The organism is Weizmannia sp. WK01, assembly GCF_025905465.1.
GTDB lineage: Bacteria > Bacillota > Bacilli > Bacillales > Bacillaceae_C > Weizmannia > Weizmannia faecalis.
Map to the genome: position 1 here is coordinate 241,883 of NZ_CP109616.1, position 12,021 is coordinate 253,903.

General features: G+C 45.3%; 14 protein-coding genes. All 14 read left to right on the top strand.

Annotated elements, in window-relative coordinates:
• Positions 1-71: 71 nt before the first annotated feature.
• The 14 genes from OF158_RS01305 to OF158_RS01370 all read left to right on the top strand — a co-directional run bounded on the left by OF158_RS01305 (position 72) and on the right by OF158_RS01370 (position 12,014).
• The gene (locus OF158_RS01305; RefSeq protein WP_264302946.1) at positions 72-2,027 is read left to right on the top strand and encodes a phage minor head protein; all 1,956 of its coding nucleotides are present in this window, start codon (positions 72-74) and stop codon (positions 2,025-2,027) included.
• Positions 2,028-3,218, top strand: a complete 1,191-nt coding sequence (locus tag OF158_RS01310; RefSeq protein ID WP_035182854.1) for a hypothetical protein — start codon at positions 2,028-2,030, stop codon at positions 3,216-3,218.
• Positions 3,218-3,604 carry a hypothetical protein gene (locus tag OF158_RS01315; protein ID WP_035182852.1) on the top strand — a complete coding sequence of 129 codons (387 nt, stop codon included), beginning with the start codon at positions 3,218-3,220 and terminating at the stop codon, positions 3,602-3,604. The genes OF158_RS01310 and OF158_RS01315 overlap by 1 nt, the downstream gene beginning before the upstream one ends.
• Positions 3,605-3,619: 15 nt before the next feature.
• The gene (locus tag OF158_RS01320; protein ID WP_035182850.1) at positions 3,620-4,702 is read left to right on the top strand and encodes a phage major capsid protein; all 1,083 of its coding nucleotides are present in this window, start codon (positions 3,620-3,622) and stop codon (positions 4,700-4,702) included.
• A gap of 12 nt (positions 4,703-4,714) precedes the next feature.
• On the top strand, positions 4,715-4,885 hold the full coding sequence (locus OF158_RS01325) for a hypothetical protein (protein WP_155375943.1): 171 nt from the start codon (positions 4,715-4,717) through the stop codon (positions 4,883-4,885).
• Position 4,886: 1 nt separating this feature from the next.
• Positions 4,887-5,297: a head-tail connector protein gene (locus tag OF158_RS01330; protein WP_035182849.1), complete on the top strand. Its 411-nt coding sequence runs from the start codon at positions 4,887-4,889 to the stop codon at positions 5,295-5,297.
• Positions 5,294-5,650, top strand: a complete 357-nt coding sequence (locus tag OF158_RS01335) for a putative minor capsid protein (protein WP_035182847.1) — start codon at positions 5,294-5,296, stop codon at positions 5,648-5,650. The genes OF158_RS01330 and OF158_RS01335 overlap by 4 nt, the downstream gene beginning before the upstream one ends.
• 10 nt (positions 5,651-5,660) lie before the next feature.
• On the top strand, positions 5,661-6,056 hold the full coding sequence (locus tag OF158_RS01340; RefSeq protein WP_225621012.1) for an HK97 gp10 family phage protein: 396 nt from the start codon (positions 5,661-5,663) through the stop codon (positions 6,054-6,056).
• Positions 6,057-6,068: 12 nt separating this feature from the next.
• Positions 6,069-6,428, top strand: coding sequence for a hypothetical protein (locus OF158_RS01345; RefSeq protein ID WP_035182846.1), 360 nt, complete (start codon positions 6,069-6,071; stop codon positions 6,426-6,428).
• Between the two features lie 11 nt (positions 6,429-6,439).
• The gene (locus tag OF158_RS01350) at positions 6,440-7,255 is read left to right on the top strand and encodes a phage tail tube protein (RefSeq protein WP_035182843.1); all 816 of its coding nucleotides are present in this window, start codon (positions 6,440-6,442) and stop codon (positions 7,253-7,255) included.
• Between the two features lie 13 nt (positions 7,256-7,268).
• Positions 7,269-7,673, top strand: coding sequence for a hypothetical protein (locus OF158_RS01355; RefSeq protein WP_035182840.1), 405 nt, complete (start codon positions 7,269-7,271; stop codon positions 7,671-7,673).
• A gap of 62 nt (positions 7,674-7,735) precedes the next feature.
• The gene (locus tag OF158_RS01360) at positions 7,736-8,029 is read left to right on the top strand and encodes a hypothetical protein (protein WP_142743400.1); all 294 of its coding nucleotides are present in this window, start codon (positions 7,736-7,738) and stop codon (positions 8,027-8,029) included.
• 35 nt (positions 8,030-8,064) lie between these two features.
• On the top strand, positions 8,065-11,172 hold the full coding sequence (locus tag OF158_RS01365) for a tape measure protein (RefSeq protein WP_052042120.1): 3,108 nt from the start codon (positions 8,065-8,067) through the stop codon (positions 11,170-11,172).
• Positions 11,169-12,014, top strand: coding sequence for a phage tail family protein (locus OF158_RS01370; RefSeq protein ID WP_043052531.1), 846 nt, complete (start codon positions 11,169-11,171; stop codon positions 12,012-12,014). The genes OF158_RS01365 and OF158_RS01370 overlap by 4 nt, the downstream gene beginning before the upstream one ends.
• Positions 12,015-12,021 lie beyond the last annotated feature (7 nt).

The window sequence follows — 12,021 nt, forward strand, 5'->3', positions numbered from 1 at the left end:
TTCCTGCGGCTCTCCAACCAGGGCCATGAGCTGAATGCTTAAAGCCAACAGGCAGTCCGGATAAACAGGGGTTGGATTATTTAAATAGCCTAGCCGCGAGAGTAGGGAGGCTGTACGGCGGCGGTGCGGATCAATTGATCAATGTGCTTAATTTAACAGGATATACACAGGGAGCCATTGCGCTCGAAGTCGAACTGAATGAGCAGCTGAATGATGTTGTCGATTTTCATGCTGTGGACCCGGCTACGCTAGATTTTCGGAAGAATAAAGACACAGGAGAAATCGAATTGGTTCAGAAACAGCTGGATGGCACATACAGGGTCATGAATCCAAATCAAGTATTCTATCAACCTTTTGATCCGGACATTGGGGATCCATACGGCCGCAGTCCAATATTGCCGGTGCTGCAGATCGTTTTCTTCCAGGTGGAAGTGCTGAAAGATTTGAAGGCAGTCGCCCACCATCAGGGGCATGCCCGGTTTGATATTTCCGTCATGGAGGAATCAATTTTAAAAAACATCCCGCCGCAGGTGGCCGCACAGGGTGAGGATGCGGTACGAACGTTTGTTAAAAAATACATCGGTGACATTGAGAAAGCGTTCAAACAGTTGAAGCCGGACGATAATTTTTTTCACACGGATAGCGTGAAGGTGGACATGGCCGGGGGCACGCAAGGTAAGAGCATGGATGCTACGGCGCTTATTAATGTGATAAACCAGCAAGTGGTCACATCACTTAAACAACTGCCAATCCTGTTGGGCCGTAACGAGGGTACCACGGAAACGCATGGATCCATTCAGTGGCAAATTTATGTGGCAGGGATAGAAAGCATCCAGCGTGGCGTCAAGCGCATAATGGAGCGTGCATATAACGTTGCTTTGCAGGTGCAGGGACGGCAGAGTACCGCACGGCTGACGTTTAACAAGATTCGAACAACCGATAGGCAGGCAGAGGCTACAGCGGCCGCCACCGAAACCAATACACTTATTACCCAGGTTAATCAAGGGTGGGTTACAAATGATGAGGCGGCCATGCAGGCGGTCGGGCATAAGGCTGTTAGTGAGCCAGTATATCGGTTGTCTGCGCCGGCTGAAACCGAAGGAGATGAGGAAACAAACGATTCCCGAGCTGCCCGATTACTTAAAAAAAAAGTACCTTTAACGCGGGCTACTGAAGATGAATATGTCAAGGGTGTGGAAGCACAATGGGCAAGTGACATTGCAAAGGAAACGAGCAAAGCAACAGATGATTTCCATGGCTTTTTGCAAGAAGAAATGGATATCATTGTTGAAAATTTAAAAAACGCACCGGAAATGCCAACAAGATTGTTGGTTGAAATGTACTCTCGAGCAGATATCAACGAACCGATTAAAGCATTCATCGATTGGGTCAAAAAGTATATTTTGAAATCGAAAGACCGCAAGGAAAGCTGGGTAGATAAACTACTCGATTGGTTGAAACGTATAAGCACAAAAACCGGTGAAATCACGCTAGCGGAGTTAACCACGGATATTGAATTTAATGACAAGGATGAGAAACTGCTCCGGGCACTGCAGGAACGATCTTTACGCCAGGCTGAACTTATCCAGGGCGTTACCGATGAGGATGTCATAAAGACTTTGTGGGATGTTGTCATGGATGAAAAATACACCATCCAGAAGGCTACAGCTGCTTTGCAGGAGTCTTTTGCATTCAGCAAGTCCAGAGCACAGACAATAGCAAGAACAGAAATTTTGGGAGCAGCACGCACCGGACAGTTTTATGGAGACGTCCAATCCGGAATGGTAATTGGGAAAACTTGGCGGAGTGCTCACGACAGCAAGACCAGGCACGCTCATGCTGCAGCTGACGGCCAAACGGTTAAATTTGACCAAACATTTATAGTGGGTGGTGAGGAATTGATGTTCCCGGGCGATACGAGCCATGGCGCCAGTGCTAAGAACGTGATTCAGTGCCGGTGCTTCTACACAAGGGTACTGAAAGGCGAGGAAGATACGTTGGAAGAACTGATGAAAGGGGGTGATTAAGTGGGTGAAGAAGCAGAAATCTTACATTTCCCGGTCCGTGTGGCGCCGATTGCCACCAGTACAGATTCAGATCTGGAAAAGATCAACAGATTAACGTTGGAACCATTAGCTTCCGAAGATATTTTTACATTTTCGGGTATTTGTTCAAACGACAATATGGATTCTTATTTTACTCGGATGGATCCAAACACAACGTTAAAAAACTATGTTGAGGATCTTCGGTCCGGTGTAGCCCTGCAGGAAGGCCACAACATTTGGATTAATCCATACGGACGCAGCTATGATGGTCAAATGGAGGCAAATTCAGTTCGTGGTTTTTGGTACATTGTCCGTAATATGATGCTGAATGGCAATAACACTGATGATATGATACGGGCCATTCAAAGCGGTATTGTGAAAGATATGTCTGTTGGCTTTGGCGGAGATGATATCCAATATATTTGTTCAGTCGATGGACAAGACTTATATGATACACCGTATTGGCCGGGAGACCGGGGTCCGGACGGGGAGACAGTATTCTTTTGGATTAAGAATGCAAGATTAAGAGAAGTATCAACCGTTTATAAAGGATCTTGTCCAGGTGCTTATATTGATAAGGCGAGGGCATACGCACAACAAGGTGAATTGGATCCTAAAAAAATGCAACAATTAGAACGGCGCTACAACATCAGGCTGGATGATGGGAAGCGTCGTTTTTATATGCCAAAACCAAAGGGGGAAAACAGTGTGGGATTATTGGATGAAGTTAGAACAGCTATTCGCGAAAACAAAATTGAAAAGCGTGCCGTTTATGATGTATTGGCAGCAGAAGGGGAAACTTTCCGGCAACCGGATGACATTGCCATTCGGAATGAGCTCGGTGAGCAAGCCACCGTAGAAGGCGTGCGTGCGTTAAAAAAAGAAGCAGAGCAAGGGCGGGCATATGTTGCCGATTTGATTGACCAGGCGGTGCAAAGCCGGGTACGGGCCCAGGGTGACAAGTTTAATGCAGATGCCTACAAACAAATGCTGGCACGGTCCGGAGATATTGGCTTTATCAAAGACGAAATCAATTCCTATCAGGAAATGACAAAAGACCGGTTTACGCCTGGGCGCCAAACCAATCCGGATGACCCGGGAGCACGCGGCGCTGATGGCGGCGATACCGAAGATGTAGTGGTTTCAGAATATTTCAAGGGAGATGATGAATAATGCCATATATTAAGACAGGCGGCGTATTGCCGGATGATTATGGATGCTCTATTACAGTATTTGCAAGTCAAGCCACAACAGATGCGCCAATTAAGGCAGGGACGCTATTAAAATTTGATACCAGTGCACCATACACGGCCGTGAAATGTGCGGATGGGGATGCTATTCAAATGGTGGCAAAGCATGATGTACAAAGCCCAGAACAGCCACTTGGCGTATATTTGCTTGGATACAAACGCAATTACAAACTTCCGTATTCTGGTACACTTGCCATTGGTGATTCGGTCGTGGCAGATGGTAATGGCGGGGTTAAAAAAGCAGATGCCGCAAATGGTACGTTTGTTGCTCAAGTAAATTCTGACGGCACTGTAGAAGTATTCGAATAAGGGGAGGAATGCAGAATGAAAAAGATTAAAAACAAGCGTGGCGAAATCGTCGAGCTGAAAACAGGATCGGAGTTGCGCGCTGAGATGAAAAATATTGCTTTGAAAGACAAACGCCTGGCTGTGTCGGCTGATTCTCTTGTAAAAGGGAACAGCTCTTTTTTATATCGGTCATATCTTGACCAAAATGCGGTAACAGTGAGAGATGTAGCCCGGGCATTTGGCTATGACAACATCGGTATGGAGCAGGTCCGTACTTTATACGAGAACGACAACACGAAACCACTTTTCAATACGATCGTTGAAGATGGGATCCGTATTGGATATGCAAAACAGGGACGTGCTGCTCAATTGGTTGCCAAAACGGTTCCAATCGATCAGCAAACCTACCAATGGTATTACATCGATGATCCGGACAAGGATGAGCTGGACTTTTCGTATGTTGGCCAGGCCGCCCCAATCCCGACCGCGGTGATCAAGATCGATGGGAATCGCATTATTCGCGTATTTAAGCGCGGCGCTGGGGTAGAAATCACGGACGAAGCGCGCAGCATGAATATTGATATGCTTGCTTTACATGTACAACTGCGCGGCCAACGTTTAGGCCGAACAGATGAATACAGGGCTGTCGAACGGCTGCTGAATGGCTACTTTGATGATGGAGCAGATGCGGCCCCAACACTCGGCGTGAAAACGGCAAACGAATTAAAATTGACGGATGCCTGGTATGCAGCCCAATACATGCAGGACAAATTCGGGTTTACACCGAAAGTCGCTGTTATGAATCTTAAAACTGCTGAAATGTGGGCAAGCCAAAAAGAGGATTCCGGAAACTTAATCTTCTTACAAGAGGTCCGCAACGGCGATATGCCGGACTTTATTAATGCAGCCCCGTTCGTATCAGATCAAATGCCGGATAACCGAATTATGCTGGTTGATACCGACTATGCGCTTGTAAACTACCAATACAAGCCACTGAGCGTTGAAACTGACCGCAATGTGAAAACACAGGTAGAAGGCAGCTATGCAACTGTAACGGACGAATATGTTCCATTCCAGAAAAATGCCCGCCTAATCTTGACACTGGATCAAGCACGATAAGGAGTGGTCTAAATGGCAGAAGCAAAACAAAAAGCTAAAAAATATAAATTAAAAGACCCATCCACACAGTATGCGGAAGGGTCTTTTACTTTGTCTGGGAAACAGGAAAAAGAGTTGCCAGAACAGCCGTCACATCAACTCTTAAGACGCATCAAAGCCGGCTTTATTGTCGAGGCGAAATGACATGTACGCCACGGTAGATGACGTGAAAAAACGGTCTGCTTTTGCAGAGGTGAAAGCTTTGCCGGATGTAGACATCGACTCCTATCTTTTCAGGGCGGCGCGGTGGATATATTACTCTACGAAAGTAGATTACTCTGAAACGGCAGATCCCGGCATCTTGGAAGATTTAAAGACAGCATCCATCCATCTAGTAGATTTGTTGTGGTACCAGGATAACGTGGATGTGAAAGAAGCAGGCATGGCGAATCTGCAAAGTGAGAGAATTGGATCCTATTCCTACACTGCAATGGAAAAGGCAGCACCTGGGGGAAAAACTGGTATTACCGAATTGGACATGATTTTAGATGGGCTAAAGCCAACGCTTACCGGTTTCGGCTTTTTCAATGTATCAGGGCCGGGTGATTATCAATGAGATTTGAAAGCTTATTAATCCATCGGTGCACACTTGTAAAACATGTCCTTATTGGCAAAGACGACTACAATCAGGATATCTATGAGGATGTCCTGGTTGAAAACGTCCCCTGCCGAGTTGACCAGGTGAAAAAGTTTGTTTCCCGGGATGATAACGGTGAAAACTATATCACTCAAAATGTCTTATTTACCGGCTTCACGCAGGCACTGAACAATGATATGAGAGTGCGTGACATTAAAGACAAGCAGGGCAATATGGTTCTGGCCGGTGAATATACGCTCGAGAGTGCACAGCCGGTCTATGGTCGCGTCAGGCTCCATCACTACGAAGCAACTTTGAAAGGAAGTGAGTAGCTTGGGGGACATGAATTTTAATTTGAAGATAGACAAGAAAACAGCAAAATATTTTCAGAAGACAATGCCACACAAGTTGACGGAAGCGAAAAACCGCGCCGTTGAAGCAATGGGAAAGGTGTGGGCAGACGAAACGAAAGAATTAACTAGAAACGAAGGCCATATACAAACCGGTCTTTATGTCAATTCAATTGGATATAACACTGGTTCTCCTGCTTCTGATGGCGATGTTATTCATAAAATTGTTGATAAAAATGGGAAAACAATTCTTGAAACAGGTTCAAATGTCGCATATGCAGGATATTTGGAAAAGAAATATAACCTTATGGCCCGTGGACTTGATATATCAAGTGAACGGATGCAAAAGGTTGCAAAAACGCAAATCAAAGATACGCTGTTCGGATAGGGGGAGAACTAAATGATCGACTACGTGGATCCGGTTCCTCCTGTCCTAAAGTTTTTCGGGGTATACATGCCGGATGTTCCAACGTACGGTAATTCCATTCCCGCAACAGCTAAGCTACCCGTTCTGCTCGTTAGAAATGCGGGGGGTAGCGATTATACCAGATTACAGTTATTAGCCCGTGCTGACAGTCCTGTGCAGGCCACACAGGTACTTATTAGGGCAATGAATACATTAGAGCGATATGCCGGCAATATTCAGGGGCTAGCCGTTACTTGGTGCCAACATGAAAGCTCTCCAATCGCGGATATGGACGAGGATACCGGTAAGCCAGAAGCATGGTGTTATATGAAATTAAAAAATATCGAAGCATAGGAGGAAATGGCATGGCAAATTTTCAAAAGATTAATAGCAAACAGGCGTCCATTTATGGCGGCCCCGGCCGGCTGCTTGTGGCCCCGTTTGGAATGGCACGTCCAGAAAAGTTGTCTGATATCATCGACTTAACGACATATGAAGCAAAAGACGGATGGAAGGATCTTGGAGCGACCAACGATGGTATTGCTGTTTCTCGCGGATTTAAAGCTGACGACATCGAGGTTGACCAATCCACCGAACCGGTTGACCAAGTCATTACCGGGTTTACTAGCTCACTTTCTACCAAACTTGCGGAGCCAACGATTGACAACCGTCAACTAACTTGGATCGGCAGCCAAATCACAGATGTTCCGCCTGTGTTGGGTTCACCTACTACGCTATCAAATCCTGTTGCTGCTGGAGCTACAGTGCTGACCGTTGCTGCAGTTACCGGATTTACAGCTAATGGATACTTAAAACTTGGTGACGAAGTGAAAAAGATTGCTGCAGTAGATGCTGCAAATACAAAGATCACTTTAAAAGATCCTCTGACAGCAGATCACGAAGCTGGTGCAGAAGTATCACCAGTAACAGAATTGGGCTATAAAAAAATGAGTTACGGTGCACCTTCTGAGGTTCCAGCATTTATGGTTGCCTTGTTATCGCTCAAAAAAGACGGCACATTATATGGCATTGTTTTTTACAATTGCAAAGTAAGTGGGGACGACTCGGAAACTACCTTTGAAAAAGGGCAAAGATTATTACCTCTGCAGATGAATGCCCACACAGTAGACGATCTGCCGGAAGATCAAAATGTCATGATTGAATTTGAACAGGTGATCTAAGGGGGAAAATTAAATGGCAAAGAAAACAATTGAATCGTTGGATTTAGAACCAAAAATCATTGGATCCGTTGAGCTTAGTGACGGATCCTCTTTTAATATTCCGAAGCTGACTAACAAAAGACTGCTGCAGGCCGCCCGGTTTTTAGTAACGGACGGCATGGAAATTTATTCGGCTATTGGCGAAAACCTGGATAATATGTCCGAGGCAGCACTTGTTGTGCAGGCACTTGATGGGTTAGAAGACGAACAAATTATGAAGCTACTCACAATTATGTTTGATGTCCCAGCTGAGGAAGCACTGGAAATGAGTCCAATTGATACGATCTTAATTGTTACAAAATATCTGGAATTAGTAGATTTTAAAAAGGCTTTTACGGCGGTCCGGAAGCTGACGCAGATGTTCAAACCAGCAGCGTAAATTCCGGACAGGAAAATTCATTCTTTGACGATATAGAAATCTTTTTTCAAAACATGGTTGAAATGCTAGAAGTTGTCTCTTCACACTTCGGGTACACGGAAGAATACGTGCTTGACAGGACGCTACCGTGGCTGAAAAGAAAGTACCAGCAGGCCAGCAGAGAAAAGTATGAACAACGGCAGATCATGAGTGAGGAAACCATGCGGGGCGTTCTGGCCGCGGTAACTAACCTATTTGGCGGGAAAAATGTCGAAAAGATTTTGTTGCCGGCATATGAAGAGGAGACGAACGAAAATATAAAATCCACCGATGAATGGGTCACTACACAGTGGTGGAAACCAAAGCCTGCGAGTTAGGCTTTTTTATTTTGTTTTAGACGGGAGGTGGAACTATGGCAAATAATGTCGGCTCGGCTAATGTTGAGATCAGCGTGGATGACGGCAAGGCGAGAGGCAAGATAAAAAGCTTTTTCAGCTTTTTAAAAAGCACTACCAAAATTGCCAGTGGTGTGGCAGCGGGAATCGGTATTTTTGAAGGTATTTCTTCAGCAATTAAGGGCGCCAGTGAATCCACAATTGGTGCCAATGCTGACATGGAAACATACCTAAACACCCTTACTGTCGTCATGAAAAGCCATAAAAAGGCTGCTCAAACGTTAGCTTGGGCCAAAGACTTTGCTAACAAAACACCTTTCGAAACGGATGAAATTGTAGATGCTACGGCAAAACTGCAATCGTATGGCATGAACGCAAAGAAAATATTACCGCAGATTGGCGATATGTCGTCAGTAATGGGCAAGTCGCTTGATCAGGGTGTAGAAGCTATTGCAGATGCTCAAACTGGCGAGCTCGAGAGGTTGAAAGAATTCGGAATAACGAAGGATATGATCGTAAAACAGGCCCAGAAAATGCGTCTTGGGATGGTTGTGAACAACAAGGGACAAATTACCGATCAGAAGAAATTTAACCAGGCATTATTCGGATTAATGAAAGAGCGGTACAGTGGTGGCATGAAGATGCAGTCGCAGACATGGAAAGGGATGTTGTCCAACATCCGTGGCTTTATGTCCACAGCCATGCAGCAGCTGTCTCAACCGATCTTTCAAAAGTTGGAGAACGGATTGCGAAAGATCATGCCACTATTTGACGGGTTAACCGGTTTAATGAGTGGTGATACAAAAGCCTTTGCTGATTCTCTTAACAAAGTTTTCGGTGAAACCGCCGGTCAGAAAATATTTTCCTTTTTTGGATATGTCAAGCAGGGCGTTGACCAGGCCAGGCAAGTACTAGGGACATTTAAGAAATTTGTTTCCGGTGTTTTTGCTATTTTTACCGGCGACACTGGAAAGGGAGTATCAATTTTATCACGGCTCGGATTAACGCCGGATCAGATAGCTTTGGTCGTAAGTGCGGTAAATGTCATAAAATCTGCAATTTCTGGATTTATTGCTTTTACAATCGCAAGATTCCAGGCAGTAAAGTCTTTTATTATTGGACTGATTAGCTTTTTGATGCCGTACATTCAGCCGGCTCTAATGGCGGTATTTGGCTTTATCAAGTCCATAATTAGCCAAATACAAACGTTTTGGCAGCAAAACGGTGCTATGATCATGCAGGCCGTCCGAAATGTAATGACCGTTATTGTGGGCATTATCAAGTTTCTCATGCCGATAATCGCGGTAATCGTGCGGCAAGTCTGGGGCAATGTAAAAGGTGTCATCCAGGGCGCCTTAAATATAATCATGGGCTTGATTAAGATTTTCGCCGGTCTTTTTACCGGTAACTGGAAAAAGATGTGGGAAGGCGTCAAGCAGCTTGTCAAAGGCGCAGCACAGTTTATCTGGAACTTAATCAATCTAATGTTTGTGGGCCGGATAATCAAGACCGCCAAAGGATTTATAAACGGTTTCAAGGCTATCTTTTCCGGTGGATTAAATGCGGTTAAGGGATTCTTTTCCAATTTCAGGACGAATATTACTAATATAATAAGTAAGGCAATAAACTGGGTCGTAAGCTTTACAAAGAACGGCTTCACAAGAATGAAAAATGGTATAGGCTCGATCATGAGTGGAGCCAAAAACCTAGTCTCAAAAGCCTTTTCTAGCATGGTTAGTGGTGCCAAGGCTTTACCGGGGAAAATAGGATCCGGAATAAAGTCGATGGCCGGAAAAGCACTAAGCGGAATCAATCATTTGCGAAATAAAATGATTGACGGCTTGGCTTTTGGCGTTAATGGCGTCATTTCCGGGATCAACTGGGTTTTGGACAAAGTCGGTGTCAAAAAGAGACTGAAAAAATGGACACCACCTGCATATGCAAAAGGCACCGGCGGTCATCCAGGCGGCCCAGCAATCGTAGGAGACGGTGGAAAGAGGGAACTTATCCGTACACCAGATGGGAAGCTGATGCTGTCTCCTAATACAGACACGATGGTAAATCTCCCGAAAGGTTCGGAAGTATTGGATGGCAATACAACTGAAAAAGTATTGTCTGGAAAGCTTCCGTTCTACAAAAAAGGAATTGTCGGGAGCGCATTTTCTTGGATAAAAGACACAGCCCTGGATATTTGGGACTATGCATCGCACCCAGGTAAGTTGTTAAATAAGCTTTTGGATAAAGCGGGCGTAAAATTGCCGGATATTCCTGGTGCTTTCGGATCCATAATGAAAGGTGGATTTTCGCTCGTAAAAAATAAGGCTGCCAACTTTATTAAAAATAAGATGGCAGTCGCTGGTGATCCGCCGGGTAAAGGTGTAAAACGCTGGACAGCAACCGTTAAAAAGGCATTATCAATGAATGGATTGCCGACGACAGCGGAATATGTAAACGCATGGTTGCGGCAGATCCAAACCGAATCAGGTGGTAATGCTAAGGCTGTGCAGCACGGGTACACTGACATTAACACGCTAACTGGCAACCTTGCCCGTGGCCTCGTCCAGGTAATTCCGCCGACGTTCCGGGCTTTTAAATTTAAGGGGTTTGGCAACATCATGCGTGGGCTTGACAACCTGCTGGCAGGGATCAATTACGCGAAACACCGTTATGGTGTTAAAGGCATGTTGAGTGTCATCGGTAAAGGGCACGGCTATGCAAAGGGTACGAAAAACCACCCGGGTGGCGATGCTGTATTAGGAGACGATTATGAGTCTGAATTATATATGCTACCGGATGGAACGGTCGGATTGAGCCCGAACAGGCCGACATTGTTTAAACGGTTTCCGAAAGGTGCTAAGGTGCTCTCGGGAAGCAATACACTGAAATTCTTGAAGTCTATTCCGCAGTACGCTGCTGGAATTGGCACTATTCCGCAGGTAAAACTGCCGAGTGTTTCCGGCATACTTAGCTCAGCAACCGGACAATTAAAGAATTTAACGCAGCAAATTAATATCAATCTTAACGGTGACCAACATTTTTACTATGAATCTGATGTTGATAATTTCTCGAAGCAACTGGCTGATAGGGTTACGGCATCATTGTACCGGAAAGGAGAGAGAGCATGAGGATCCCCGAGTATCTCAGCAGCAACTTTAAGATTATTAGACTGGATGGGACAACCTACGACATGCGTGAATGTGGCATCCTGGTAAAATCCTTCATCGTTGACTCTCCTTCCCCGGTGCATAGTAGAGAGACGATCGAAGGACGCGACGGTTTTATTGACATGGGGACAACATACGACGGACGAACAGCACATGCCGAGCTGCAGTTGATGTCAGTCGATATCCCGGACTTTGCTTTATTCAGAAACGAGGTTTTCCGAATGTTTGACAGTCGGGAATATTTTTATCTGATATGTGACGCAGAGCCCGGGAAACGGTGGCGCTTTAAATATGACAGTAAATATTCAATAGAGCAGAAAGCAAAGAGCGGCACCTTTTCAATTGATTTCATAAGCGACTCTGCATATGCGGAGAGTGTTGGCCGGACAGACACGGACCCGGTTGACATGGACTCGGATGCATGGCAGGCGGTAGGCGGCGGTCTAGTAATGGACGAAGATCTTATCTATAAATGGTCGCAAAGCAGCTTTCGAATTTACAACGGCGGGGATGCTATTGTGGATCCGCGTCAATATGAGCTGATAATCAAATTTGAAGGTGCCTCAAGTGGCCTGCAGATTAAAAACACAACAACAGGAGAGACATTTAAATATAGCAAAAGCACGGCGGCCGGCGATATTCTTACAATAAACGGGCCGCGTGTACTGCTTAACGGTGTATCATCGCTAAGAAATTCCAACCGCCAGCTGTTAAGAATTGTCCCAGGATGGAATGACATACAAATAAGCGGAACCAGCGGATCCTTTACCATTACTTTTGGATTTCGCTGGCTTTATTTGTGAGGTGACT

Coding starts and splice junctions, on each gene's coding strand:
- OF158_RS01315 (WP_035182852.1), top strand. CDS start 3,218: ATGCCATATATTAAGACAGGCGGCGTATTGCCGGATGATTATGGATGC.
- OF158_RS01320 (WP_035182850.1), top strand. CDS start 3,620: ATGAAAAAGATTAAAAACAAGCGTGGCGAAATCGTCGAGCTGAAAACA.
- OF158_RS01325 (WP_155375943.1), top strand. CDS start 4,715: ATGGCAGAAGCAAAACAAAAAGCTAAAAAATATAAATTAAAAGACCCA.
- OF158_RS01330 (WP_035182849.1), top strand. CDS start 4,887: ATGTACGCCACGGTAGATGACGTGAAAAAACGGTCTGCTTTTGCAGAG.
- OF158_RS01335 (WP_035182847.1), top strand. CDS start 5,294: ATGAGATTTGAAAGCTTATTAATCCATCGGTGCACACTTGTAAAACAT.
- OF158_RS01340 (WP_225621012.1), top strand. CDS start 5,661: ATGAATTTTAATTTGAAGATAGACAAGAAAACAGCAAAATATTTTCAG.
- OF158_RS01345 (WP_035182846.1), top strand. CDS start 6,069: ATGATCGACTACGTGGATCCGGTTCCTCCTGTCCTAAAGTTTTTCGGG.
- OF158_RS01350 (WP_035182843.1), top strand. CDS start 6,440: ATGGCAAATTTTCAAAAGATTAATAGCAAACAGGCGTCCATTTATGGC.
- OF158_RS01355 (WP_035182840.1), top strand. CDS start 7,269: ATGGCAAAGAAAACAATTGAATCGTTGGATTTAGAACCAAAAATCATT.
- OF158_RS01360 (WP_142743400.1), top strand. CDS start 7,736: ATGCTAGAAGTTGTCTCTTCACACTTCGGGTACACGGAAGAATACGTG.
- OF158_RS01365 (WP_052042120.1), top strand. CDS start 8,065: ATGGCAAATAATGTCGGCTCGGCTAATGTTGAGATCAGCGTGGATGAC.
- OF158_RS01370 (WP_043052531.1), top strand. CDS start 11,169: ATGAGGATCCCCGAGTATCTCAGCAGCAACTTTAAGATTATTAGACTG.